Origin of the sequence: Thauera sp. WB-2 (assembly GCF_027594845.1) — a bacterium.
GTDB lineage: Bacteria > Pseudomonadota > Gammaproteobacteria > Burkholderiales > Rhodocyclaceae > Thauera > Thauera mechernichensis.
In genome coordinates this window covers 923,501-948,337 of record NZ_CP088935.1, presented here as the reverse complement: position 1 = coordinate 948,337, position 24,837 = coordinate 923,501, and the positions used below count along the sequence as shown (strand labels likewise).

Below are 24,837 nucleotides of genomic sequence, written 5' to 3'. Positions count from 1 at the left end.
GGGGTGTGCAGCCCGGATCAACCCTTGTCGCGCTCGCCGTCCTTGGCCTCGATTCGGCCCACCTCGCTGTCCCCGCCCGCAATCGACGGCGGCACGTAATCCGCTGCGGCTGCGGCCTGCGGCGAAGATTTGCTCATCCAGCCGGCGAGGATGATCCCGAGTTCGTAGAGCAGGCACATCGGCACTGCCAGCATGAACTGCGAAATCACATCGGGCGGCGTGACGATCGCTGCGATCACGAACGCGCCCACGATGACATAGGGGCGGGCCTCCTTGAGCTTGGCGACGTCCACAATGCCGGCCTTCACCATCAGGATCACCGCCACCGGCACCTCAAAGGTGATGCCGAAAGCGAGGAACATCGACATCACGAAGGACAGGTACTGTTCGATGTCCGGCGCGGGCACGATGCTCTTCGGCGCAAACTCGGCGATGAACTTGAACACCATGCCGAACACGAAGAAGTAGCAGAACGCCATGCCGATGAGAAACAGCAGCGTGCTACCCAGCACCAGAGGCAGCGCCATGCGCTTTTCATGCGCATACAGGCCCGGGGCGATGAAGGCCCACGCCTGATAGAGCACCCATGGCAGTGCAAACACGAAAGCGACCATCATCGTCACTTTCACCGGAACGAAGAACGGCGTGACCACGCCGGTGGCGATCATGTTGGTCCCCTCAGGGAGGGTATTCATCATCGGTCGCGCGAGGATGTCGTAGATGTCTCCCGCCCAGGGCATCAGGCAAACGAAGACGACGATCACCGCAAGCAGCGCGCGGATCAGCCGGTCGCGCAGCTCGATGAGGTGGGCGATGAAAGTTTCCTGTTGTGCGCTCATGCCTTTGTCTTGTCTGCGTTGGCTGACTCACGCGCTGCGGCATCCAGGCCAAGCTCGAGTTGCGGTCCGGCCTCTGCACCCGCGACAGGCGACGTGTCACCGCCGGCCACCGATGGCGGCACTGTCGCGCTGTCCGCAGGCGCCACCGGATTGCCGTCGGGCAGCATCGTGCGCAACTCCTCCGCGGTACGCCCGACCTCGGACTCGACACCCGCGACCCCGGAGCGCACCGAGGACTCGAGCTCCTGCGCCTGCTGCTTGACCTGCTCCTGCAGCTTCTTGAGCTCCTCGAGCTGCATTTCGCGCTGTATGTCGGATTTCACGTCCGACACGTAGCGCTGCACTCGTCCGAGCACATGACCCGCCGTGCGCGCGACCTTGGGCAGGCGCTCAGGCCCGACCACGACCAGCAGCACGACGCCGATCACCATGAGTTCAGTAAAACCGAAATCGAACATGTCCGCCCGCTCGATACGCGGCGCACCGGATGCGCACCGCAGTAAAACGAAGGGGCGCTCCCGTCAGGGCGCCCCTCCTGCTTCGAGTCGCGAAGCTCAGGACTGGGTCTTGTCGACCTTCTCCCGCGCTTCGCCTTCTATCGTCCTGCCATCGCCAGCAATCTTCTGCTGCGAAGCTGCGTCGGCATCGCCTTCCTTCATGCCGTCCTTGAAGCCCTTGACTGCCCCACCGAGATCAGAGCCGATGTTGCGCAGCTTCTTGGTGCCGAACACCAGCAGGACGATGACCAGCACGATCAGCCAGTGCCAGATGCTGAAAGAACCCATACCGCTCTCCTTAACGCTTCAACATGGGCGGCAGGGGATCCGCGCCGCCCAGAATATGAAGGTGCAGATGATACACCTCCTGCAAACCAACCCTTCCGGTGTTGATGATGGTCCGGAAGCCGTCGGTGCATCCTTGATCACGGGCAATCTGCCCGGCCGCAACCATCAGACGCCCCATTGCCACCTCATGTTCCGCCGTCAGGTGGGCCATGGAGTCGACATGCTGCTTCGGGACGACCAGAACATGCACGGGAGCAACCGGATTGATGTCGTGAAAGGCGTAGACGTGCTCGTCTTCATACACCTTCTTCGACGGAATCTCGCCGCGGACGATACGGCAGAAGATGCACTCGCTCATCGCGCCCCCTCAAGCCGTCCGCGACTTCTTCTCGTCGATGCCGGACACGCCCTCGCGACGACGGAACTCGGCGAGCACGTCGTCCACCGACAGGCCGTTGTGGGCAAGCAGGACCATGGAGTGGAACCACAGGTCGGTCACTTCCCAAACAAGGTGCAGCATGTCCTTGTCCTTGGCCGCCATGATGGTCTCTGCAGCCTCCTCGGCAACTTTCTTGCAGATCGCATCCGTCCCTTTCTGGTACAGGCTGGAGACGTAGGAGGAGTCAGGATCGGCCTTCTTGCGCGCGGCCAGGGTGTCGGACACACGATGCAGCACTTCGATATCGATCATTTGTAGATCTCCTGCGGGTCTTTCAAAACCGGTTCGACAGCCTCCCAGCGGCCATCTGCGAAATACTTCTGGAAGAAGCAGCTGTGCCGGCCGGTATGGCAAGCGATCCCGCCAACCTGCTCGATCTTCAACAACACGACGTCGTTGTCGCAATCGATGCGGATGTCGAGCACCTTCTGCACATGCCCGGACTCTTCCCCCTTGTGCCACAGCTTACGGCGCGAACGTGACCAGTAGATGGCTTCGCCGGTCTCCGCGGTACGCTGCAGCGCTTCGCGGTTCATCCAGGCGAACATCAGCACGTCGCCCGTTGCGGCCTCCTGGGCGATCACCGGCACCAGGCCATGCTCATCCCACTGCACCTCGTTCAACCAGCGCGTGTGCTCACTCACAGTCTCACCTCGATACCTCGCGCACGCATCAATTCCTTGGCCTCGCGCACGGTGTGCTGTCCGAAATGGAAGATGCTCGCCGCCAGCACCGCATCCGCACGCCCCTCGGAAACGCCCTCGGCAAGGTGCTCGAGGCTGCCGACGCCTCCGCTGGCGATCACCGGAATGCGGACCGCGTCGGACACTGCCCGTGTCAAGGCCAGATCGAAGCCGCTCTTGGTGCCATCGCGGTCCATGCTGGTGAGCAGGATCTCACCCGCCCCCAGGGCCTCGACCTTGCGCGCCCATTCGATGGCGTCCAGCCCGGTGTTGTTGCGCCCGCCATGGGTGAACACTTCCCATCTGCCCGGCGCCGTCTGCTTGGCGTCGATTGCGACCACGATGCACTGGCTGCCCACCTTGCTCGAAGCGTCGTGCACGAGCTGGGGGTTGTTGACGGCCGCAGTGTTCATGCTCACCTTGTCGGCACCGGCATTGAGCAAACGACGCACGTCCTCGACCACACGTACACCGCCGCCGACAGTGAGCGGAATGAACACCTGCTCTGCGACCTGCTCGACGACGTGGAGAATGATGTCGCGATCGTCGGAACTGGCCGTGATGTCGAGGAAGGTGATCTCGTCCGCGCCTTGCTCGTCGTAGCGGCGGGCGATCTCGACAGGATCGCCTGCATCGCGCAGCTCAACGAAATTTACGCCCTTGACCACACGCCCGGACTTCACGTCCAGGCAGGGAATGATGCGCTTGGCCAACATCAGCTGCGCTCGCTCGGAAGAATCATTCGGTCACACCGTTGAGCTCGTCTGCACGCGCCTGGGCGGCAGCGAAGTCGAGCGTGCCTTCGTAGATCGCCCGCCCGGTAATGGCGCCGAGGATGCCTTCCTCCTCGACCGCACACAGCGCATCGATGTCGCGCATGTCGGTGATGCCGCCGCTGGCGATGACCGGTATGCGCAGCGCACGTGCCAACCGCACGGTGGCCTCGATATTGACGCCCGACAGCATGCCGTCGCGGCCGATGTCGGTGTAGATCACCGACTCGACACCGTAGTCCTCGAACTTCTTCGCCAGATCGACGACGTCGTGCCCCGTGAGCTTGGACCAGCCGTCGACCGCCACCTTGCCGTCCTTGGCATCCAGACCGACGATGATGTGCCCTGGAAAGGCACTGCAGGCGTCGTGCAGAAAGCCGGGATTCTTGACCGCGGCAGTGCCGATGATGACGTAGCTGATGCCGTTGTCGAGGTAGTGCTCGATGGTATCGAGATCACGAATCCCACCCCCGAGCTGCACGGGAATGTCTTCGCCGACCACGTCGGTGATCGCACGAATCGCAGCGCCGTTCTTGGGCTTGCCGGCAAAGGCGCCGTTGAGGTCCACCAGGTGCAGACGACGGGCACCGGCGTCGAGCCAGTGGCGCGCCATGGCGCCCGGATCTTCGGAGAAGACCGTGGCGTCGTCCATTTCGCCTTGCTTCAGGCGCACGCAGTGACCGTCCTTGAGGTCGATGGCGGGAATGAGCAGCATACCGGGAGATATAGTGTGACTGAAAGTGGGTCGGATCCGGCGCTCAGGGCTGCCAGCGGATGAAATTGGCGAGCAGGCGCAAGCCCGCTGCGGCGCTCTTTTCCGGGTGGAACTGGGCGGCGAAGATATTAGCCCGCGCTACCGCACTGGTAAAGCGAAGGCCGTAATCGGTCTGGGCAGCAACGATGTCGTCATCGGCCGGCGCAACGAAATAGCTGTGCACGAAATAGAAGCGCTCACCATCGGGAATGCCGTCCCACATCGGGTGCGGCTGGCGCTGCCAGACCTCGTTCCAGCCCATGTGCGGAACCTTCAGGCGCAAGCCGTCCGCCCCCTGCATGGCCGCATCGGGAAAGCGGACGACCTCGCCGCGCAGAATGCCGAGCCCAGGGACGTCGCCTTCCGCGCTGTGATCGAACAACATCTGCTGGCCGATGCAGATCCCCAGGAAGGGCTTGCTGGCAGCAGCCTGCATCACCGCGGGACGCAAACCGCGGACATCCAATTCACGCATGCAATCGGGCATGGCTCCCTGACCGGGAAAGACGACGCGCTCTGCAGCAGCGACGCGCGCGGGATCGGACGTAACGAAGACTTCATGGCCGGGCGCCACATGCTCGATCGCCTTGGCGACGGAGCGCAGATTACCCATGCCGTAATCGAGGATGGCCACGGTGGTCATCGGTTTGACTCGCAGTTGAACGGGTGGGCGGCCGCTGCCGTGGGCCGCGAAGCGATGCGAAAGCGACTCAGAGCGCGCCCTTGGTCGAGGGAATGGTGCCGGCGGCACGCTCGTCGTGCTCGGCTGCCATGCGCAGGGCACGCGCAAAGGCCTTGAACACGGTCTCGCACTGATGGTGGGCGTTGTCGCCACGCAGGTTGTCGATGTGCACCGTAACCCCGGCATGATTGACGAAGCCCTGGAAGAACTCGCGCGCCAGATCCACATCGAAGTTGCCGATGCGGGCGCGGGTGTACTCGACGAAGTAGTGCAGCCCCGGGCGCCCGGAGAAATCCACCACCACGCGCGACAAGGCCTCATCCAACGGCACGTAGGCGTGCCCGTAGCGACGCAACCCCTTCTTGTCACCCAGCGCCTTGGCAAAGGCCTGGCCGAGCGTGATACCGACATCCTCGACGGTGTGGTGGTCGTCGATATGGGTATCGCCTTCGCAATGGATGTCCAGATCGATCAGGCCATGGCGCACGATCTGGTCGAGCATGTGATCGAAGAAGGGCACCCCGGTGTCGAGCTTACCCTTGCCGCTGCCATCGAGGTCGATGCGCACGGTGATCTTTGTTTCGAGTGTATTGCGAGTGACTTCGGCTTGCCGCATGACTGACTGGAGGCTGGAGAATGTAAGGTTCGGAGCATGATAACATCGCCCGACAACTTGGCTGCAATGCACAATCCATCGCCGTGATGGCGCCTGGCTATGGCAGACGCAGCCCAATCCGCCCGCAGATCCAACAGGCTTGCCGCCTGCACCGAGCCCAATCCGCATGAGCCGCTTCTGGAGCGCCGTCGTCCACGGCCTGACCCCCTACGTTCCGGGCGAACAGCCCAAGCTCGACAACCTGGTCAAGCTCAACACCAATGAGCATCCCTACGGCCCCTCACCCAAGGCGCTGGAGGCGATCCGCGCGGCGACCAGCGACGGCCTGCGCCTCTACCCCGACCCCAACAGCGATGCGCTCAAGTCGGCGCTCGCCCGTCGTCATGGCGTGCAGCCGCAACAGATCTTCGTCGGCAACGGCTCGGACGAAGTGCTGGCACACGCGTTCATGGCGCTGCTCAAGCACGAGCGCGCGCTGTGGTTCCCGGATATCACCTACAGCTTCTATCCGGTGTATTGCGGGCTGTATGGCATCGCACAACGCACCATCCCGCTTGCTGACGATTTCTCGATCCGAGTCGAGGACTACCTGCCCCAGGGCGACGAGCGTCCGGGGGCAATCATATTCCCCAACCCCAATGCACCCACCGGCATGCCGCTCGCACTCGTCGACGTCGAGCGCATCGTCGCCGGCAACCCGGACGTCGTGGTGGTCGTGGACGAAGCCTATGTGGACTTCGGCGGCGAGAGCGCGATCACGCTGATCGACCGCCACCCCAACCTGCTCGTCACCCACACTTTCTCCAAGAGCCGTTCTCTGGCAGGCCTGCGCGTCGGCTACGCCGTAGGCCATGTCGACCTGATCGAGGGCCTGGAGCGGGTCAAGGACAGTTTCAACTCCTACCCGCTCGACCGCCTGGCGACGGCGGGCGCAGTGGCATCGGTAGCGGACGAGGCCCACTTCCAGGACAGTTGCGCCAAGGTGATCGCAACTCGCGAGAAGCTGGTGACCAGCATGCAGGCACTGGGCTTCGAGGTGCTGCCATCAGCGGCGAACTTCATCTTCGCCCGCCATCCCGGTCGCGACGGCGCCGAGCTGACCGCGGAGCTGCGCAAGCGCGCAATCATCGTGCGCCACTTCAAGGCTGCGCGCATCGATCAGTTCATGCGCATCACGATCGGCACGGACGAACAGTGCGGTATTCTGGTCGACGCGCTGAGGGACATTCTCGGCCGCTGAAGCGGCCCTGAACCTGGCCGGCGGCCTGGAGCCGCCGCCGGGGTCAAACCTTCAGCCGCATCTCCGCCGAGCGCGCATGCGCCTGCAGGCCTTCGCCATGAGCAAGAATGGACGCGACCTTGCCCAGGTGCTGCGCCCCGGCCTGCGAGATATTCACGATGCTGGTGCGCTTCTGGAAGTCGTAGGTGCCGAGCGGCGACGAGAAGCGCGCACTCCGCATGGTCGGCAGCACATGATTGGGGCCGGCGCAGTAGTCACCCAGCGCCTCCACCGCCCAGTGGCCGACGAAAATCGCGCCAGCATGACGGATGCGGTCGATCCAGACCTCGGCGTTATCCATCGACAGCTCGAGATGCTCGGGCGCGATCCGGTTGGCGATGGCGCAGGCCTGCTCCAGGCTATCAACGTGAATGAGTGCACCACGATTGGCCAGCGACTTGGCGATCGTATCGCGGCGCGGCATGGTCGGCAGCAGCCGATCGATCGCTTCATGCACCGCGTCAATGAAGGCCACATCGGTGCACAGCAAGATGGACTGCGCAAGCTCATCATGTTCAGCCTGGGCGAAGAGATCCATCGCCACCCAGTCCGCATGCCCCGAGCCATCCGAGATGATCAGCACTTCCGAGGGCCCTGCGACCATGTCGATGCCGACGGTACCGAACACCCGACGCTTGGCCTCGGCCACATAGGCGTTTCCCGGACCGACGATCTTGTCCACCTGCGGGATGGTCTGCGTGCCATAGGCCAACGCCGCCACTGCCTGCGCGCCGCCGATGGTGAAGACACGATCCACGCCGGTAATGGCCGCAGCAGCCAGCACCAACGGGTTCTTCTCGCCACGCGGCGTGGGCACCACCATGATCAGCTCGCCGACGCCAGCCACCTTGGCCGGGATCGCGTTCATCAGCACCGAGCTCGGGTAGGACGCACGCCCACCCGGCACATAAAGACCAACGCGATCGAGCGGTGTCACCTTCTGTCCCAGGCGAGTGCCATCGGCTTCGGCAAACTCCCAGGATTCGCCCTTCTGGCGCTCGTGGTAGATGCGCACGCGATCAGCGGCGATGGTGAGCGCCTCGCGCTGCGCGGACGCCAGACTGTCCAGGGCCGCATGCAACTCCGTCCGCGGCAACTCCAGAGCCCCCATCGAATGCACATCCAGGCCATCGAAGCGTCGGGTGTACTCCACCACCGCAGCGTCGCCGGTAGCGCGCACCGCGCGCAGGATCTCGGTCACCGCGGCATCGATGCGCTCGTCGGCCTCGGATTCGAAAGCGAGCAGGGCATCGAGCGTGGACAGGAATTCGGGCTCGCGCGCATCGAGGCGGCGGATGGGCGTCTGGCTCATGAAACAGTCCTTACGGTTTGATCGCGCCGGAAAACGCTTCGAGTACCGGCTGCAGCAGATCGCGCTTGAGTTTCAGCGAGGCCTGATTGACGATCAGGCGCGAGCTGATCGGCATGATGTCCTCGACCTCTTCCAGATTGTTGGCACGCAGCGTGCCGCCAGTCGACACCAGATCGACGATGGCATCGGCCAGCCCGACCAGGGGCGCAAGCTCCATCGAACCGTAGAGCTTGATCAGGTCAACATGCATGCCCTTGCCGGCAAAGTGCGCCTTGGCGGCATTGATGTACTTGGTGGCAACGCGGATGCGCCCTCCTGGACGCGTGGCCGCCGCATAGTCGAAGCCCTTTTGTACCGCAACGCACAGGCGGCACCTGGCGATATTGAGATCCAGCGGCTGGTAGAGTCCTGCACCGCCATGCTCGATGAGCACGTCCTTGCCCGCGATACCGAGGTCGGCTGCACCATACTGGACGTAGGTCGGCGTGTCGGTCGCGCGCACGATGACCAGGCGCACGTCGGGCCGGTTGGTACCGATGATGAGCTTGCGCGAAGACTCCGGATTGTCGGTTGGTACGATGCCCGCTGCAGCGAGCAGCGGCAGGGTTTCTTCGAAGATGCGCCCCTTGGACAGGGCGAGCGTGATGCTGGACACGTGAAAAGCCTTGGTCTGGTCGAGTGCGCATTGTAACCCGGCGCCGCATCTGTTAACCTCTGCCTCGACTGGCTGAACCGCAAGTGGCGGTTCGGCCTTTTCTTTTGCTTCGCCCCCATTACAGCCGTATGGCCGGCGAACCCCGCTTGCAGGAAGCCCGTACCATGAAACCGTCGATCATCGTCTCCAGCAACGACCTCGAACGCCTCGAGGGCCTGCTTACCCTCCCCGCCTTCCGCAGCCGCAGCGACCTGGACGGCCTGCGCGCGGAGCTCGAGCGTGCCGACGTGCGCGAACCGCAGGACATGCCGGCCGACGTCATCACCATGAACAGCCGCGCCCGTTTCCGCGAGGAAGGCACGGGCCGTGAGTACGAACTGACGCTCGCCTACCCCAAGGACGCCAACGCCGAGGCACAGCGCGTATCGATCTTCTCGCCCGCTGGCAGCGCACTCCTCGGTCTGTCCGCCGGGCAGTCGATCGACTGGATCACACCCGACGGCAAGGCGCTGCACCTCAAGGTACTCGAGGTTACGTGGCAGCCCGAGGCGAACGGCGAATACGAACTCTGACCGCGCGAACTTCGACCGCAGCGCCCACAGACCATTGATCCAGGTCCGAGGGCGCGCAAGCAGAGCTGCCTTGGCGCGCGGATCAGCCCAAGCGCCTGACCTTCGCCCCCAGCGCAGCGAGCTTCTCCTCAAGGCGCTCGTAGCCGCGGTCGAGATGGTAGATGCGCTCGATCGTGGTTTCGCCTTCCGCCACCAGGCCGGCCACGACCAACGAGGCCGAGGCACGCAGGTCGGTCGCCATCACCGTCGCCCCCTCGAGCTTCGCCACCCCTTGCACCACCGCGGTATTGCCGTCGATACGGATATCGGCCCCCAGGCGCTGCAACTCGACCGCATGCATGAAGCGGTTCTCGAAGATGGTCTCGCGGATCATCGCCACACCATTGGCCACGCAGTTGATGGCCATGAACTGCGCCTGCATGTCGGTCGGAAAGGCCGGATAGGGCGCAGTACGCAGACTCACCGCGTTGAGCCTTGACGGCGCCGACAGGCGGATCGCGTCACGCTCGGACACAACCTCGCAGCCGGCATCCATGAGCTTGTCTATGACCGCGTCGAGGTAGCACGACGAGGTCCCGGTGAGCCGCACCGAACCGCCGGTGGCCGCGGCCGCGCACAGATAGGTGCCGGTCTCGATACGGTCAGGCATGATGCGATGGGTCGCACCATGCAGGCGCTCGACGCCGCGAATGCGGATGACGTCGCTGCCCGCGCCGGAGATCTGCGCACCCATCGCCACCAGGCAGTTGGCCAGATCGAGAACCTCGGGTTCGCGCGCGGCATTCTCGATGACGGTGACGCCATCGGCGAGCACGGCCGCCATCATGAGGTTCTCCGTCCCGGTCACCGTCACCATGTCGGTGAACAGACGCGCACCCTTGAGGCGCGGCACGGTCGCATGCACATAGCCATGCTCGACCCGGACCTCGGCACCCATCGCCTGCAGGCCCTTGATATGCTGGTCAACCGGACGGGCGCCGATCGCACACCCCCCCGGCAGCGACACCCGCGCCTCGCCGCAGCGTGCCACCAGGGGACCCAGCACGAGGATGGATGCGCGCATGGTCTTGACCATGTCATAAGGCGCAACCGGGTTGTCGAGCCCCGAGGCGTCGAGCGTGACGGTGTCACCCGCGCGCTCGACCTTCACCCCCATCTGCGCAAGCAGTGCGAGCAAGGTGCCGATATCCTTGAGCTGCGGCACATTGGTATAGGTCACCGGCTCCGCAGTCAGCAGCGCGGTACACAGGATGGGCAGCGCGGCGTTCTTGGCGCCGGAAACAGCGATCTCGCCCGACAGGCGGGCGCCGCCTTCGATCAACAGCTTGTCCATGAAGCGATCACATCCCCAGTTCGCCGCGACCCTCTTCCCACTGCGCGGGCGTGAAGGTCTGCAGTTGCAGGGCGTGGATCTCGTTGCCCATCAATCGGCCCAGGGTTGCATAGACGGCCTGGTGCTGGCGCACCTTGGGCTTGCCCTCGAAGGCGGCGCTCACCACGATGCCGCGGAAATGCACGCCATCCTCACCCTCGATGACGACCAACTCGCAGGGCAACCCCTGCTCGATCAGGCGCTTGACTTCGCTTGCTTCAAACATGTCTTGAATCCTTTACGAACGCAGCTTGTACCCCCTGGCCAGCATCGCCAGGGTGAGCGCCGCGAGTACGACGAAACAGGTGCTCACCACGCCGAGCGAAAGCCAGGGCGAAGTGTCCGATTGACCGAAAAACCCATAGCGGAATCCGTCGATCATGAAGAAGAACGGGTTGAAATGCGACACGTCCTGCCAGAACTGCGGCAGCGAATGAATGGAGTAGAACACGCCCGACAGCATCGTCAGCGGCATGATCAGGAAGTTCTGGAATGCGGCGAGCTGGTCGAACTTGTCGGCCCAGATGCCAGCGATCACGCCGAACGATCCGAGGATCGCGCCACCCAGCACGGCAAAGCCGAGCACCCACAAAGGGTGAGCCATCGGCAGTTCGACGAAGGGCGTTGCCACCAGCAAGACCCCGGCGCCGACCATCAGCCCGCGCAGGATGGAGGCGATCACGTAAGCGGCAAAGAACTCGCGATAGGACAGCGGCGGCAGCAGTACGAAGATGATGTTGCCGGTGATCTTGCTCTGGATCAGCGACGACGAGCTGTTGGCGAAGGCGTTCTGCAGCACCGACATCATCACCAGCCCGGGCACCAGGAAGCTGGTGTAGGCGACGTCGCCATACACGGTCACATGGCGGTCGAGCACATGCGAGAAGATGAGCAGGAACAGCAGCGCATTGAGCACCGGTGCAGCCACGGTCTGGAAGCTGACTTTCCAGAAGCGCAGCGTTTCCTTGTACAGCAGGGTGCGGAAACCGGTAAGCGGCGACTCGGCCACCATCGGCTCGATGCGCGCACGCACGGCGCGAGGCTCGACATCAGGCACGATTCATTACCTCAACGAAGACGCGCTCGAGATCAGGCTCGCCGAGCTGCAGCTCGCGCACGCCGGCGCCCTCCTCGCGCAGGCGTGCAAGCAGCCCCTCGACCTCGGCGTAGGCGTCGAACTCGAATACGATCCAACCCTCTGCGTCCGTTCGCCCCCCGGCAGCAAGTGCCGCACCGGGCTGATCGACCCGCACACGCAGGCTATGCGTGGCAAAACGCCGCAACAGATTTCCGGTGGTATCGAGTGCCACCACCTTGCCCGCCTTGAGCATCGCAATGCGCCCGCACAGGGTCTCTGCCTCTTCGAGGTAGTGCGTGGTGAGGACAATGGTGTGGCCGTCGCGGTTGAGCTTGCGGATGAACTGCCACAACCCCTGGCGCAGCTCGACGTCGACGCCCGCGGTCGGTTCATCGAGCACGATCACCGGCGGCCGGTGCACCAGGGCCTGCGCCACCAGCACACGTCGCTTCATGCCGCCTGACAGCGCGCGCATGTTGGCCTGCGCCTTATGGCTGAGGTCCAGACTGGCGAGGATCTCGTCGATCCAGTCGTCGTTGTTGCGGATGCCGAAATAGCCCGACTGCATGCGCAGCAGCTCACGCACCGAAAAGAATGGATCGAAAACCAGTTCCTGCGGCACCACACCCAGGTTGCGGCGAGCATTGCGGTAATCGGCCACCACATCGTGCCCCATGATCTCCAGGCTACCCGCATCGGGGCGCACCAGGCCGGACAGCGCGGAGATCAGCGTCGTCTTCCCGGCACCGTTGGGCCCGAGCAGGCCGAAAAACTCGCCCTGCCCGATCTCGAGGTCAACGCCACCCAAGGCCTGAAGCGTGCCGTAGCGCTTGGCAACGCCGCTGATGCGAATCGCAGGCAGGCTCAAGCGCTACCCTCTACAGGCAGCAATGCATCGATGTCGTACAACCGTGACAGACTGGCCAGCCCGGCAGGCAGACCACGAACCGAGAGCGCATACCCCTCCGCCCGCGCGCAGCGCATCCACTCGAGCAGCAAGGCGAGCGCTGACGAATCGGCCGCGGTGACGGCAGAGAAATCGACGACGAGGTCGCCCGCCGCCGCCAGCCGCCGCCCCTCCTCGAGCTGCGCGGGCGCCGACTGCATGGTCAGCTCACCGACGGGTGCGAACACGCGCACCGCCGCCTCTCCACTCACGAGGCAGCTCCCGCGCCCGCGGGCGCCAGGCCCTGCTCGGTGGCGAGCGCGTTGTTGCGAGATTCGAGCGCGCGGATCAGGCCGTCGATGCCACCGCTTCGAACCTCCTGGCTGAAGCTGCTGCGGTAGTTGGTCACCAGGCTGACGCCGGCGACGACGACGTCGAACACCTTCCAGCCCTGCTCGCCCTTCTCGAGCATGTAATCGATACCGATCGGCTGCGCACCCGGACGCACGACCTCAGTGCGGATCTGCACGCGGGTATCGGCCGCTGCAAAGCGCGACGGCGGGAACACCACACGCTCGTCACGGTACTGGGTGAAGGCATTGGCATAGGTACGCACGAGCAGGGTACGGAAGCCCTCGATCAGGCGCGCCTGCTGCTCGGGCGAAGCGTCACGCCAATCGCGCCCCACGGCGAGCATGGTCATGCGACGGAAATCGAAGTGCGGCAGCACGAGCGCCTCGGCCAGCTCAACCACGCGCCGGATGTCACCCGAGCGCAGCGCGACATCGGTGCGCACGATCTCGAGGACTTCGTTGGTGACGTCGCGGATGAGCACATCGGGGGCCTTGGGCTCCGCCGCCGCGGCCACGCCCGGCAGCAATCCAGCGAAGAGGAAACAGACGAGGGTGATGAACTTGTTCATGTGCTTGCTTTATCGGATATCGGTTGGGGACAAGGCCGGCGCATCGAGCTCGGCGAACTCGAGGCGCTCGACCGCGGCCGCTGCGGCGGTGTCGACCTCATCGCCAAGCGGCACCGCCGACTGCTCATCGAAATCTTCGTACACCCGCTCCACCTGTCCATCACTGACTTTGTAACGGCGTTGCTGGAGATAGAAGTCGCGCACGAAGGCATAGCGGTCGACCGCCTTTTCATCCAGGGTGCGCTCGGTGCCGAGCAGGGTGGAGCGCTGATGCACGATCTGCGTGGCGCGCACCGTGTTGCGCGTCGGCACGTGATCCATGCGCAGCGGCATGTTGCCCATCATGTCAGCCGGCATGGCCACAGTGTCACGCACGGTGCGCGGCCCGAAGAAGGGCAGCACGACGTAAGCGCCCTCGCCCACCCCCCAGCGGCCAAGCGTCTGGCCCAAATCCTCATCGTGCTTGGCGAGGCCGGCCTCGCTGGCGATATCGAGCAGACCGAACAGCCCCCAGGTAGAGTTGAAGGCGAACCGCATGAAGTCACTCATCGCCTCTGCCACCTTGCCCTGCAACAGGTTGTTGAGCCCGATCCAGGGGTCGGCGAGGTTACCCAGCACGTTGCCGACGCCGGTGCGCACTGGACGCGGCAAGACCGCTTGATAGACCTCGGCCGCGGGCTTGACCACCACCTTGTCGACCTGCTCGTTGAAGGCGAACATCGCGCGGTTGTAACCCTCGAGCGGATCGTCGGGATTGGCAGTGGTCGCACAGCCAGTCGTCAGCACGATGGACGCGGCAAGCACGGCAAGGCCACGCTGGCCGGGAACGGGTCTGGTACGCATTGTTGTTTTCTCCCGAACGATGTTTGCTTACTGCGCCGGCGCATCGGCCGCGCGGTCGAAGAGGAACTGACCGATGAGCTTCTCGAGCACGACGGCCGACTGGGTGATCAGGACGCGATCGCCGTCCTTGAGCATGTCGACGTCGGCCCCAGCCTCCAGGCCCACATACTGCTCGCCAAGCAGGCCGGAGGTCAGGATCGAGGCCGTGGTGTCGGCAGGAAAAGGGTAGCGCGCATCGAGTTCGAGCACCACGACGGCGCGATAGATCTCGGTATCGAAGCGGATACTTGCAACCCGCCCGACGAGCACGCCCGAACTCTTGACCGGCGCGCGCACCTTGAGCCCGCCGATGTTGTCGAAGGGCGCCTCTACGCGATAGGCCGTGGAGGCATCGAAACCGGAAAAATTCGCCACCCGCATCGCCAGAAAGATCAGCGCTGCAAAGCCCAGCGCCACGAAAATGCCGACCCACAAGTCGAGCGTCGTACGGCTCATCATAGCCCCCGGAACATGAAGGAAGTGAGGACAAAGTCCAGCGCCAGGATGGCGAGCGCGGAGGTCACCACGGTACGGGTGATCGCCCGCGAGACGCCCTCGGCCGTGGGCTGGCAGTCGTACCCCTCGAACACCGCGATCAAAGACACCACCGCGCCGAACACGAAGGACTTGATCACACCATTGACCACGTCATAGCGAAACTCGACGGTCGCCTGCATCTGCGACCAGAAGGCGCCGTCGTCGACGCCGATCACCACGACGGTGATCAACCAGCCGCCGAAGATGCCCATTGCCGAGAACAGGGCCGCGAGCAGCGGCATCGACAGCACGCCGCCCCAGAACCGTGGCGCCACCACACGGGCGATCGGGTCTACCGCCATCATGTCCATCGCCTTGAGCTGCTCGGTGGTCTTCATCAGGCCGATCTCGGCGGCGATTGCCGAACCTGCCCGGCTCGCGAACAGCAGGCCGGCGATGACCGGCCCCAGCTCGCGCAACAGCGACAGCGCCACCATCACCCCGACCGCATCGGCCGAGCCGAAGCGCTGCAGGATGTCGTAGCCCTGCAGCCCCAGCACCAGGCCAACGAAAAATCCCGACACCGCGATGATCAGCAGCGACAGTACGCCGCTGAAGTAGAGCTCGCGGATCGTGAGATGGAGGCGCCGGATCGACTGTCCGGAGGCGAGCAACACGGCGAGCAGGAAGCGGGCCGCAAAACCGAGCCGCCAGATACCGCCGATGGTGAGCGCGCCGATGTGGCGCAGGCCGCTTGCCAGCGCAGCGAACATGCCGTTCATACGCCCCTCCCGCCGAGCAGGCTGTCGATCGGTGGCGCCGGGTAATGGAAAGGCACCGGACCGTCGGCCTCGGCATTGACGAACTGGTGCACGAAGGGGTCGCTGGAAGCACGAATCTCATCCGGCGTTCCGCGCGCGACGATGCGGCCGTCGGAGACGAAGTAGATGTAGTCCACGATCTCGAGCGACTCATGCACGTCGTGGGTAACCATCACGGAGCTTGCTCCGAGCGCGTCATTGAGCCGCCGTATCAGCTGGCCGATGATGCCCAGCGAGATCGGGTCGAGGCCGGCGAAGGGCTCGTCATACAGAATCAGCATCGGATCGAGCGCCACCGCCCGCGCCAGCGCCACGCGACGTGCCATGCCGCCCGAAAGCTCGCCCGGGCTGAGTGTCGCCGCGCCGCGCAGCCCAACGGCCTGCAGCTTCATCATCACCAGGTCGCGGATCATGCCTGCGGGCAGGCTGGTGTGCTCGCGCATCGGAAAAGCGACGTTGTCGAACACGCTCATGTCGGTGAACAACGCACCGAACTGGAACAGCATGCCCATGCGCCGGCGCAGCGCATAAAGCTCCCCACCCGAGAGGCTCGCCATGTTGCGCCCTTCGACCTCGACCGTACCCGACGAAGCGCGCAACTGCCCGCCGATCAGTCGCAACAGCGTGGTCTTGCCACAGCCGCTGCCCCCCATGATGGCCACTACCTGGCCGCGGTGCACGCTCAGATCGATGCCGCGCAGGACCTCACGCTCGCCATAGGCGAAACGCACGTCGCGCAGCGAAACCAGCGGGGCGGAGGGCTCGGGGGGAAGGGACACGAGAGGTAGACGGGACTGAAAAAAGCTACGCATTGTATCAGAGCGGTCCGCGACTGAGCGGCGATGGTGCTGCAACGCAACACCATCGCCTGGCCCCGCACCGAGAGCGTGACCAGACAAAGAGCGCTTCTGCCGCAGGCACTTGCAACAGACCACCCAAGGCTGCAGGCGTTCCCGAATTATCCCAATATCGTATTCCAATTGGCACCGAATGCATTTAGCATTGCGACATGACCCGATGCACCTTCGCCCCTGCTCGTCTCGCTGGCATGGCCATGGTCTCCGCGCTGATCGCCGGATGCACCCCACTCGCCCCCGCCCGGCTGCCACCGGGGCACCTCCACGCCACGGGTACGGCTGCGCTCGCCACCTCCCCTGCAGCAACGCAGACCGCCGAAGAAACAGCGCCAACGCATGAGCCGACGCCCGCCACGGGCTGGACGGGCACCTCCCCCCCCGGCATCGACGCGGCAGCACCCGAGCCTGTCGAAACCTACTCCCTGTCGGTCAACGACCTGCCCGTACACCAACTGCTGTTCGCGATCGGCCGTGACGCCGGGCTCGAACTCGACCTCCACCCGGGCATCGAGGGCCGGGTCACCATCCATGCGGCCGGCCAGCCACTCGGCCTGCTGCTCGAACGCATCGCGGCACAGGCAGAGATCCGCTACGAGTTGCGCGGTCGCCACCTCTCGGTCCGTCCCGACACCCCATTCATCCGCAGCTACGCCCTCGACTACGTAAATCTCAGCCGCGAGATGCGCGGCTCGGTCGCCACCAGCACGCAGATCGCCACCACGGGCGCCCACCAGCAGGGCGCTGCCAACACCGCCGGGAACACCTCGGTGACCCAGATCGAGACCCGCGCCAGCAACGACTTCTGGAACTCGCTCGAGAGCAGCCTGGGCGCAATCCTCGAGGAGGCTGGCGGCACGCCCCGTCCTTGCCGCACCAACAGCGCCGGTCCGTGCAGCGCCGACGTCATGGTCAACCGCGAGAGCGGCGTCGTCACCGCACGTGCAAGTGCACGCCAGCACGCACACCTGAAAGCCTTCCTGGACCAGGTCCAGCAAGCAGCGCGCCGTCAGGTCATGATCGAAGCCACCATCGTCGAGGTCACGCTTGCCGACGGCTACCGCCAAGGCATCGACTGGACGCGTATCGGCGTGCCGGGCTGGAACGTGCGCCCGCGCGGCACGGGCGATGCCGCAAGCGGACTGCCCACGCTCAGCTACCTGTCATCGAGTGCAGACGTGCAGATCGAGCTGCTCGAGACCTTCGGCACGGTGAAGGTCCTTTCCAGCCCGCGCCTTTCTGTGCTCAACAACCAGACGGCCATGCTCAAGGTGGTCGAGGAAGTGGTGTATTTCCTGGTCGACAGCACGACCACCGAGTATGACGACCGCCAACAATCGCGCATCACCGCAACCACCACCCCGCAGTCGGTCTCGGTCGGCATGGTGATGTCGGTCACGCCACAGATCAGTGCCAACGGCGAGATCACCCTCAACGTGCGCCCCACCATCTCCGGCATTTCGGGCTTCAAGGACGACCCCAACCCCTCGCTGCGCAGCATTCCAAATCGCGTGCCGCAGATCCGCACGCGCGAGATCGAGTCCATGCTGCGCCTGCGCAGCGGCGAAACCGCCGTGCTCGGCGGCCTCATGGAAGACCGCGTCGACCTCGATACCGGCCGTATCCCCTTGCTCGGCGACCTACCCGTGGTCGGCGAGCTATTCACCCGCCGCGCCAACGCAGTGCGCCGCACCGAGTTGCTCATCTTCCTGCGTCCGCTGTTGATCTCCGAGCCCGGAATTCACGGCGACTACGCCGGTTACGCCACACACCTCCCCGCCGACGACTTCTTCACCCGCGCCCCCTCGCCCGGTCAGCGCAACTTTCCCACCATGCCGCTGCGCCCCACGGTGCTGCCGGCTGCTTCCCCAGCCGCCACGGCGATGCCAATCACCACGCCATGAACGCACCCCAATCCATTGGCCAGACCCTGCTCGCCGCCGGCCTCATCGGCGAGGATCAGCTGCGCATCGCCCTGCGCGAACAGCCCGCGCGCCGCCAGCCGCTCGGTCGGGTGCTCGTAGACATGGGCTTCGTCAGCGAGGCAGCCCTGCGTGAGACCCTCGCTACACGCAGCGGGCTGCCCTTCGTGGATCTCTCGGTTGCACTCGCCGACCCCGACGCCGTCGCTCGCGTACCGCAGGCACTTGCCCGCCGCCACCGCCTGCTTCCACTGCAATACGATGCCGCTCGCCACCGCCTGATCGTCGCCATGGCCGATGCGCATGACATCGTCGCCCTCGACCGCCTGCGTGGCGAGCTGGGCCCCGACGTGCACATCGAACTCCGGCTGGCCGGCGACACCGAGCTGGGCCGCGCAATCGACCACCACTACGGTGAAGCAGGCTCGATCGAGGATCTTGTGCGGGCGCTCGAATCGCGCACACCGTCCGAGGTGCGCGACGGACAGCTGGTCGTGCGCCTCGTCGATGCGCTCCTCGCCGACGCTGCCGCGCGCGGCGCATCCGACCTCCACTTCGAGCCCGAACCCGCATTTCTGCGCATCCGCCACCGCATCGACGGCACACTGCGCCAGGTACGGGCAATCCACAAGGCATGCTGGCCGGAGCTCGCCGTGCGCCTGAAGGTCATGGCCGGCCTGGACATCGCCGAATCGCGCAGCCCCCAGGACGGCCGCATCAGCGTCGCCGTCGGCGGCCGCGCCATCGACTTCCGCGTCGCCACCCAGCCGACCTTGCATGGCGAGAACATCGTGCTGCGCATTCTCGACCGCGACAAGGGCATCGTCCCCCTTCCCGCGCTCGGCCTGGACGAGGGCCAGGCGGCCACGCTCGCGCGCATCCTCGGCCGCCCCGACGGACTCACCCTCGTTGTCGGGCCAACCGGGAGCGGCAAGACCACGACGCTCTACTCCATCCTCAACCACCTCAACACCGAGGCGGTCAACATCATGACCCTGGAGGATCCGGTCGAGTATCCGCTCGCCATGATCCGCCAGACGCAGATCGGCGATGCCGCCCGCCTGGGCTTTGCCGACGGCGTGCGCGCCCTGCTGCGTCAGGACCCCGACGTGATCCTGGTCGGCGAGATCCGCGACGCCGACACCGCCGCAATGGCCCTGCGCGCGGCACTCACCGGCCACCAGGTGTTTGCCACCCTGCATGCGAACTCGGTATTCGGCGCCCTGCCGCGCTTGCTGGACATCGGACTCAACGCCGAACTGCTCGCAGGCAACCTCGCCGGCATCCTCTCCCAGCGCCTGGTGCGCTGCCTGTGCCCCCACTGCCGCACAGCCCATGTCGCGGACGGGGCCGAGCGCGCACTGCTCGGCCTCGCCACCGACACCCCCGTTCTGTACCACGCCGCAGGCTGCCCGGCCTGCGACTTCCGCGGCTATCGCGGGCGGCGCGCCATCTTCGAGATCCTGCATCTCACGCCCGAGCTCGACGAGCTCATTGCGCGCAAAGCCAGCCCCGGCATGCTCCAGGCCGCGGCGCGCGAGGCAGGGCATCGCAGCCTGCTCGAAGACGGTCTGCGCCGCGTGGCCGACGGCACCACCTCCCTTCACGAACTGGCGCGCGTGGTCGATCTGGGCCAGGCAGGCAAGGCGGCCGCGCGCGGGGCGTGCGCATGACCCTCTTCAGATACCGTGCGCTCACCCTCGCCGGCACGCGTCAACGCGGCCGCATGGAAGCCACGGACCTGCGCGACCTCGAGCAGCGCCTGCACGCAAGCGGGCTCCAACTCATCAACGGCGAGCCCTGCCGCATGACGCTGCCACGGCGGCGCCTGCCGCGGCGCGAGCTGATCCCCTTCTGCTACCAGCTCGAACAGCTCCTTGGTGCCGGTGTCCCCCCGTTCGAGAGCCTCGCCGTGCTGCGCGATTCACACCCCGACAGCCGGGTCAAGAATATGGTTTCGGGGCTGCTCGACGACATCGAGAACGGCTGCCCCCTGTCGCAAGCGGCGGCCCGCCAGCCGGGCGCGTTCTCGGCCGTCGCCGTGAGCCTGCTGCGCGCGGGCGAAGAAGCCGGGCGCCTGCCCGAGGCCGTGCGCGACATCGGCAGCGCCCTGGCGCGCGACGAGGCGCTCGCCGCGCACGCACGCCGGATCGCGATCTACCCGGCGATCGTCGCCAGCGTGCTGCTGCTGGCCGTGGTCGTCGCCCTCACCCAGGTCGTACCCGAACTGGAGAAGCTGCTGCGCAGCAGTGGGCAAGTACTGCCGCTGCAGACACGGCTGCTCGTCGGCCTGTCGCAGGCGGTGCGCGACTGGGGCGGCTACGCGCTGCTGGCGCTATGTGCCGGCATGGGTGCGTCATGGCAGGCGCTGGCCCGCTCGGCAAGGCTGCGCACCCACGCCGACGCACTCATCCTGCGCCTGCCCGTAGTCGGCGACATCCTGCGCAAACTCGCGCTTGCACGCTTTGCCGGCCTCTTCGCAACCCTCTACACCGCCGGGATCAACGTCATTGACGCACTGCGCGCGAGTGAGGGCGCCACCGGCAACCTGGCCCTGCGCGAAGGCCTGCGCAGCGCGCGGGACGCCATCGAGCGCGGCCGCCCCATTTCCACCGCCTTCGAGGCCGCAGGCATCTTCCCGCCTCTGGTCACCCGCATGCTGGCCCTCGGCGAACAGACAGGCAGCCTCGACAACGCCCTCCACAAGCTCAGCGAGCTTTACCAGCGCGACGTCAGCGAGGGCACGGCCCGCCTGCAGGCGGTGGCCGAACCCGCACTCACCCTGTTGATGGGTGGCCTGCTGCTCTGGATCGCCAGCGCGGTGCTGGGGCCGATCTACGACATCATCACCCGCCTGCCGGTCTGATCCGCGATGCGCACACCACTGCTGCTCCGCATCGATGCACTCGGCCTCGACGCATGGCAAGTGCATGAAAACGAAGTCATCCGGGTCGCCGTCTTCGACAGCACTGCACAGCCCGCATTCCGAGCCTGGCTGGAAGAGCGCCCCACCCGCGCCCCATGCAGGCTTCTGGTCGACCTGGCCGATGAGGCCTACGAGAGAGAGGACATCCCGCGCGTTCGCGGAGCCGATCGACGCGCACTGATCACACGCAGGCTGGCCGCCTGGTTCCCAGACCCCGCCTACGCACGTGCCATCAGGCTCGACGACACGAGCGGCCAGACAACGCCCGGTCGCGAACGCATGCTGTTCTCCGGCCTCAACCAACCCGCAACGCTGCAGGCCTGGATAGACCCCCTGCGCGCAACCGGCCGTCGCGTCGAACGCATCGTAACCGCGGCGGAGTTGCTGGCCCATCTCCACGCCCGGGCCGTCGGCACGCGAGCACAGGTGATGGTGCTCGGCCGCACGCGCGCCGGCCTGCGCATCAGCCTCCTCATGCACGGCCAGGCGCTGTTCTCGCGCATCGTAGGCCATTCGGCAGCGTGGCAGGACGAACTCGCACGCACACGCAACTACCTGCGCGCCCAGCATCGTGTGGCCAGCAAAGACGCACTCGACGCACTCGTCATCGGCACCCCCGAGCAGTTCCACACCACGGCCGCCGTCACCGAAGATGACCCGTCAATCACCTTCATTCCATCCGAGCGCCTCGGTCCCAACCGGATGCGCGCCGACACGGATGCACCGACCACAGCCGACGAACTCGCGCCGCTACTGCTGCACGCCCTGCGCCGGGCACCCGCCCGCCTGGGCTGGGCCGCAGCGTCGGCGCCACGCCGCCCAGGCGGGCTCCTGCTCGGTGGCGGGCTGCTCGCAGCCTGCCTGGCGTTGGGCGCCGGATACTGGCTGCACGCCCAGGCCGCAGCGCGTGCCGGTGCCGAGCACAGCGCACGCCCGTCCCCCCTCGAAGCTGTGCCCGCGCAGCCGACACACGACGCCGCGCCTGCGCCTCCCGACGACCTCGCCCCGCCACCCGAGCCGGTCGCAACCGCCGCGCCGCAGCCCCCCCTGCCAGCCGCGCCCACGCCAGCCCCCGCCGCACGCGTGCAAGTGCCCGAGCCGAAACGCATCGACGGCGTTCTCAGGCGCCCCGACGGCCGTCACACCATATGGCTCGACGGCAAACCCATCGAGCCTGCGCAGGCCGGCCTGAGGATGGTGCCGGGCAACGAACCCGCGCTTGCTCCCAGCGGCCTCAGCGCCCCCCGGCTGCGCGTCGGCGACCTCTGGCCTGCCCCCGCCACGACCGCACACGACACCTCCGACGAGGACGCACGACAATGAGCGCACATCCATCACCACCTCGAGCGCACGGTGGGCAGGCCCTGCTCGCAGCACTCGTGCTCTTGCTGGTACTGGGAGCGGGCGCCCTGCTCGGCGCTGGTGAGTTGCGCACGCGTGCCACCATGCTCACCCACGCCCGCAGCGTCATCGCTCTCGCCCAGGCGCGCGCAGCGCTCATCGGCTACGCCGTCAGCTATGACGAGAGCCACCCGGGCGAGGGCTACGGATTCCTGCCCTGCCCGGACAGCGGCAACACCGGCTCGACACCGATCGGCGCCTGCGGCGCCCGAGGCCAGGGCGCGATCGGCCGCCTGCCCTGGCGGACGCTCGGCCTCCCGGACCTGCGCGACGGCTGGGGGGAATGCCTGTGGTACGCCGTCGCAGGCAGCGTCAAGCACAACCCCAAGGCGCTCATGCTGAACTGGGACAGTCCGGGCCAGTTCGTCGTGCACGGCGCGGACGGCCACCGAATCGCCGCCGCCGGACCGGACGGGCGCGCCGTCGCGATCGTCTTCGCCCCAGGGCCCGCACTGCCCGGCCAAGTGCGCGCACCGGCGAGCGGTCGCACCTGCCCCGGCGGCGACTCGGCCGTCGCCGATCTCGCGCACTACCTTGATGGCGACTATCCGGCCACGGTGGATGGCACGCTCGACGTGTTCTCGGGGGGTAATCTGCCGGGCGCCGACCTGATCGCCTGGATCGGCATCGACGACATCTTCGACGCCCTGCGCCGACGCGCCGACCACGCGGCACGGATCGACGCGCTCATCTCGGACATCGCCTCCGCGCTCGATGCTCGCCTCGCCGAACCTGACTTCACTCACCGCCATTTCGACACGGAGGTCGGCGCACTGCGCTCCGGCGTCCTGCCCAACGCCGCCGACCTGGGACTGCCCGCGGCCGAGCGGGCGCGCATCGACCATTGGCGCGACCAGATCCGCGTCGCCATCTGCACCGACAGCGACGCCTGCATCGAGATCACCTCCTCAGACACTGCCACCACCCGGCACTGCCGCGCGGCGCTGCTGTTCGCCGGCGAACGCATCCGTCACGGCGCTGGCCGCCAACTGCGCGCAACCGCCGCCCAGCGCGCCGATCCCGCACAGTACTTCGAGGGCACGAACGCGCTCCACCTCAAGGCCGGCGTTCCTCGCTTCGAGGGCGCCGAGCGCTTCGCGGCCCACGAGCGCGGACAACCGGCAGTGCAAGACATCGTCCGCTGCCTGTCATGACACAGACGCCCCCGCTCCGCGCTATCGAGAGGCCGAAGCGAGCCCTTGCGCGACACCCCCGAGGCCGCGGCTTCACCCTCGTGGAGCTGGCCATGGTCCTCGTCATCCTCGCCGTACTCGGTGCAGGCCTGCTGGTGCCACTGGGCAGCCGGATGGACGCCCGCGACCGCCAGGCCAGCCTCGAACGCCTCGGCGACATCCAGCACGCCCTCATCGGCTTCGCACTCATCCACGGCCGTCTGCCCTGCCCGAGTACCACCACCGACCCCGCCAGTCCGCTCTATGGCATCGAGGACCCGGCGCCGTGCAGCTTCGCAAGCGAAGGCCGCCTGCCCTGGCGCAGCCTGGCCGTGCCCGCCACCGACGCGTGGGGCTCACCACGCACTGCGGTGGGTGACGACTGGGGCGGGCACTGGCACTACCGCGTCGACCCGCGCTTCGCCGAGGCCCCGATCACCGCCGCCACCCTGCCATCGGCCAACCTTCAGATCCGCGGCCACGACGGCAGCCGCATCACGACCTCCGACTCGCAGGCCGTCGCCATCGTCTATTCCACCGGCCCCAACCGGCATGCCGACGGCCTCAACGCCAGCTACACCGTAACCGCCCCTCTTTACCAGGCAGGCCCGCCCACACCCGACTACGACGACCTGCTCGCCTGGCTCGGCCGGCCGTTGCTGATTGCCCGCCTGGCACAGGGCGGACGACTGTAGGGCAAGGACATCCGTGTTTTTCATCCACCATCGAAGGAGA

At 66.1% G+C, this 24,837-nt stretch carries 30 protein-coding genes; 8 read left to right on the top strand and 22 right to left on the bottom strand.

Annotated elements, in window-relative coordinates:
• Nucleotides 1-17: 17 nt before the first annotated feature.
• The 10 genes from tatC to hisB all read right to left on the bottom strand — a co-directional run bounded on the left by tatC (nt 18) and on the right by hisB (nt 5,571).
• Entirely contained in the window at nt 18-839 is an 822-nt protein-coding gene (gene tatC / locus LQF09_RS04345) for a twin-arginine translocase subunit TatC (RefSeq protein WP_002928562.1), read from the bottom strand.
• On the bottom strand, nt 836-1,297 hold the full coding sequence (tatB, locus tag LQF09_RS04340; protein ID WP_002940782.1) for a Sec-independent protein translocase protein TatB: 462 nt from the start codon (nt 1,295-1,297) through the stop codon (nt 836-838). The genes tatC and tatB overlap by 4 nt, the downstream gene beginning before the upstream one ends.
• A gap of 96 nt (nt 1,298-1,393) precedes the next feature.
• Nucleotides 1,394-1,624, bottom strand: coding sequence for a Sec-independent protein translocase subunit TatA (gene tatA / locus LQF09_RS04335; protein WP_002928559.1), 231 nt, complete (start codon nt 1,622-1,624; stop codon nt 1,394-1,396).
• A 10-nt stretch (nt 1,625-1,634) separates the two neighbouring features.
• The gene (locus LQF09_RS04330) at nt 1,635-1,982 is read right to left on the bottom strand and encodes a histidine triad nucleotide-binding protein (protein WP_002928558.1); all 348 of its coding nucleotides are present in this window, start codon (nt 1,980-1,982) and stop codon (nt 1,635-1,637) included.
• Between the two features lie 9 nt (nt 1,983-1,991).
• Nucleotides 1,992-2,315, bottom strand: a complete 324-nt coding sequence (locus LQF09_RS04325; RefSeq protein ID WP_002928557.1) for a phosphoribosyl-ATP diphosphatase — start codon at nt 2,313-2,315, stop codon at nt 1,992-1,994.
• Nucleotides 2,312-2,707, bottom strand: a complete 396-nt coding sequence (gene hisI / locus LQF09_RS04320; protein WP_002928556.1) for a phosphoribosyl-AMP cyclohydrolase — start codon at nt 2,705-2,707, stop codon at nt 2,312-2,314. Before hisI ends, LQF09_RS04325 begins: the two co-directional genes overlap by 4 nt.
• Entirely contained in the window at nt 2,704-3,462 is a 759-nt protein-coding gene (gene hisF / locus LQF09_RS04315; RefSeq protein ID WP_002928554.1) for an imidazole glycerol phosphate synthase subunit HisF, read from the bottom strand. The genes hisI and hisF overlap by 4 nt, the downstream gene beginning before the upstream one ends.
• 22 nt (nt 3,463-3,484) lie before the next feature.
• On the bottom strand, nt 3,485-4,234 hold the full coding sequence (gene hisA / locus LQF09_RS04310) for a 1-(5-phosphoribosyl)-5-[(5-phosphoribosylamino)methylideneamino]imidazole-4-carboxamide isomerase (protein WP_002928550.1): 750 nt from the start codon (nt 4,232-4,234) through the stop codon (nt 3,485-3,487).
• A 43-nt stretch (nt 4,235-4,277) separates the two neighbouring features.
• A complete protein-coding gene (gene hisH, locus LQF09_RS04305; protein WP_002940776.1) occupies nt 4,278-4,916 on the bottom strand; it encodes an imidazole glycerol phosphate synthase subunit HisH in 639 nt (212 codons plus the stop codon).
• A 67-nt stretch (nt 4,917-4,983) separates the two neighbouring features.
• The gene (gene hisB, locus LQF09_RS04300) at nt 4,984-5,571 is read right to left on the bottom strand and encodes an imidazoleglycerol-phosphate dehydratase HisB (RefSeq protein ID WP_002928543.1); all 588 of its coding nucleotides are present in this window, start codon (nt 5,569-5,571) and stop codon (nt 4,984-4,986) included.
• A 166-nt stretch (nt 5,572-5,737) separates the two neighbouring features.
• Between hisB and hisC the strand changes: the two genes are divergently transcribed.
• Nucleotides 5,738-6,811, top strand: a complete 1,074-nt coding sequence (gene hisC, locus LQF09_RS04295) for a histidinol-phosphate transaminase (protein ID WP_270069279.1) — start codon at nt 5,738-5,740, stop codon at nt 6,809-6,811.
• Nucleotides 6,812-6,854: 43 nt separating this feature from the next.
• Here hisC and hisD read toward each other — a convergent pair whose 3' ends face one another.
• Together hisD and hisG are read right to left on the bottom strand one after the other, a co-directional pair.
• On the bottom strand, nt 6,855-8,162 hold the full coding sequence (gene hisD / locus LQF09_RS04290) for a histidinol dehydrogenase (protein WP_002940771.1): 1,308 nt from the start codon (nt 8,160-8,162) through the stop codon (nt 6,855-6,857).
• 10 nt (nt 8,163-8,172) lie between these two features.
• Nucleotides 8,173-8,817 carry an ATP phosphoribosyltransferase gene (hisG, locus tag LQF09_RS04285; RefSeq protein WP_002928533.1) on the bottom strand — a complete coding sequence of 215 codons (645 nt, stop codon included), beginning with the start codon at nt 8,815-8,817 and terminating at the stop codon, nt 8,173-8,175.
• A gap of 164 nt (nt 8,818-8,981) precedes the next feature.
• On the opposite strand from hisG, the gene rnk reads away from it, so the two are divergent.
• Nucleotides 8,982-9,389 carry a nucleoside diphosphate kinase regulator gene (gene rnk / locus LQF09_RS04280; RefSeq protein ID WP_002928531.1) on the top strand — a complete coding sequence of 136 codons (408 nt, stop codon included), beginning with the start codon at nt 8,982-8,984 and terminating at the stop codon, nt 9,387-9,389.
• 82 nt (nt 9,390-9,471) lie between these two features.
• On the opposite strand, the gene murA is transcribed toward rnk, so the two are convergent.
• From murA to LQF09_RS04230, 10 genes are read right to left on the bottom strand one after another with little or no spacing between them, the layout of a single operon-like run.
• Nucleotides 9,472-10,722, bottom strand: a complete 1,251-nt coding sequence (murA, locus tag LQF09_RS04275) for a UDP-N-acetylglucosamine 1-carboxyvinyltransferase (protein ID WP_002928528.1) — start codon at nt 10,720-10,722, stop codon at nt 9,472-9,474.
• 7 nt (nt 10,723-10,729) lie between these two features.
• Complete coding sequence (locus LQF09_RS04270; protein ID WP_002928523.1) at nt 10,730-10,987, bottom strand: BolA family protein; 258 nt, start codon at nt 10,985-10,987, stop codon at nt 10,730-10,732.
• A 12-nt stretch (nt 10,988-10,999) separates the two neighbouring features.
• Nucleotides 11,000-11,773, bottom strand: coding sequence for an ABC transporter permease (locus tag LQF09_RS04265; RefSeq protein WP_198291802.1), 774 nt, complete (start codon nt 11,771-11,773; stop codon nt 11,000-11,002).
• A gap of 37 nt (nt 11,774-11,810) precedes the next feature.
• Nucleotides 11,811-12,707 (bottom strand): ABC transporter ATP-binding protein, encoded by an 897-nt coding sequence (locus LQF09_RS04260; protein ID WP_002928516.1) that lies wholly within the window; start codon nt 12,705-12,707, stop codon nt 11,811-11,813.
• Nucleotides 12,704-12,946: an STAS domain-containing protein gene (locus LQF09_RS04255; RefSeq protein WP_443081778.1), complete on the bottom strand. Its 243-nt coding sequence runs from the start codon at nt 12,944-12,946 to the stop codon at nt 12,704-12,706. The genes LQF09_RS04260 and LQF09_RS04255 overlap by 4 nt, the downstream gene beginning before the upstream one ends.
• A 47-nt stretch (nt 12,947-12,993) precedes the next feature.
• On the bottom strand, nt 12,994-13,647 hold the full coding sequence (locus LQF09_RS04250) for an MlaC/ttg2D family ABC transporter substrate-binding protein (RefSeq protein WP_002928510.1): 654 nt from the start codon (nt 13,645-13,647) through the stop codon (nt 12,994-12,996).
• A gap of 9 nt (nt 13,648-13,656) precedes the next feature.
• Nucleotides 13,657-14,490, bottom strand: coding sequence for an MlaA family lipoprotein (locus LQF09_RS04245; protein WP_270069278.1), 834 nt, complete (start codon nt 14,488-14,490; stop codon nt 13,657-13,659).
• Between the two features lie 27 nt (nt 14,491-14,517).
• Complete coding sequence (gene mlaD / locus LQF09_RS04240) at nt 14,518-14,985, bottom strand: outer membrane lipid asymmetry maintenance protein MlaD (RefSeq protein WP_002940762.1); 468 nt, start codon at nt 14,983-14,985, stop codon at nt 14,518-14,520.
• On the bottom strand, nt 14,985-15,779 hold the full coding sequence (mlaE, locus tag LQF09_RS04235) for a lipid asymmetry maintenance ABC transporter permease subunit MlaE (RefSeq protein ID WP_386040592.1): 795 nt from the start codon (nt 15,777-15,779) through the stop codon (nt 14,985-14,987). Before mlaE ends, mlaD begins: the two co-directional genes overlap by 1 nt.
• A 5-nt stretch (nt 15,780-15,784) precedes the next feature.
• A complete protein-coding gene (locus LQF09_RS04230) occupies nt 15,785-16,639 on the bottom strand; it encodes an ABC transporter ATP-binding protein (RefSeq protein ID WP_270069277.1) in 855 nt (284 codons plus the stop codon).
• Between the two features lie 197 nt (nt 16,640-16,836).
• Between LQF09_RS04230 and LQF09_RS04225 the strand changes: the two genes are divergently transcribed.
• The 6 genes from LQF09_RS04225 (at nt 16,837) to LQF09_RS04200 (ending at nt 24,797) form a co-directional block, all read left to right on the top strand.
• On the top strand, nt 16,837-18,585 hold the full coding sequence (locus LQF09_RS04225; RefSeq protein WP_270069276.1) for a type II secretion system protein GspD: 1,749 nt from the start codon (nt 16,837-16,839) through the stop codon (nt 18,583-18,585).
• Entirely contained in the window at nt 18,582-20,276 is a 1,695-nt protein-coding gene (locus LQF09_RS04220) for a GspE/PulE family protein (protein ID WP_270069275.1), read from the top strand. Before LQF09_RS04225 ends, LQF09_RS04220 begins: the two co-directional genes overlap by 4 nt.
• Complete coding sequence (locus tag LQF09_RS04215; protein WP_270069274.1) at nt 20,273-21,469, top strand: type II secretion system F family protein; 1,197 nt, start codon at nt 20,273-20,275, stop codon at nt 21,467-21,469. Before LQF09_RS04220 ends, LQF09_RS04215 begins: the two co-directional genes overlap by 4 nt.
• A 6-nt stretch (nt 21,470-21,475) precedes the next feature.
• The gene (locus tag LQF09_RS04210) at nt 21,476-22,852 is read left to right on the top strand and encodes a hypothetical protein (protein ID WP_270069273.1); all 1,377 of its coding nucleotides are present in this window, start codon (nt 21,476-21,478) and stop codon (nt 22,850-22,852) included.
• Nucleotides 22,849-24,084 (top strand): hypothetical protein, encoded by a 1,236-nt coding sequence (locus LQF09_RS04205; RefSeq protein ID WP_270069272.1) that lies wholly within the window; start codon nt 22,849-22,851, stop codon nt 24,082-24,084. Before LQF09_RS04210 ends, LQF09_RS04205 begins: the two co-directional genes overlap by 4 nt.
• A 92-nt stretch (nt 24,085-24,176) precedes the next feature.
• Nucleotides 24,177-24,797 (top strand): type II secretion system protein, encoded by a 621-nt coding sequence (locus tag LQF09_RS04200; RefSeq protein WP_270069271.1) that lies wholly within the window; start codon nt 24,177-24,179, stop codon nt 24,795-24,797.
• Nucleotides 24,798-24,837 lie beyond the last annotated feature (40 nt).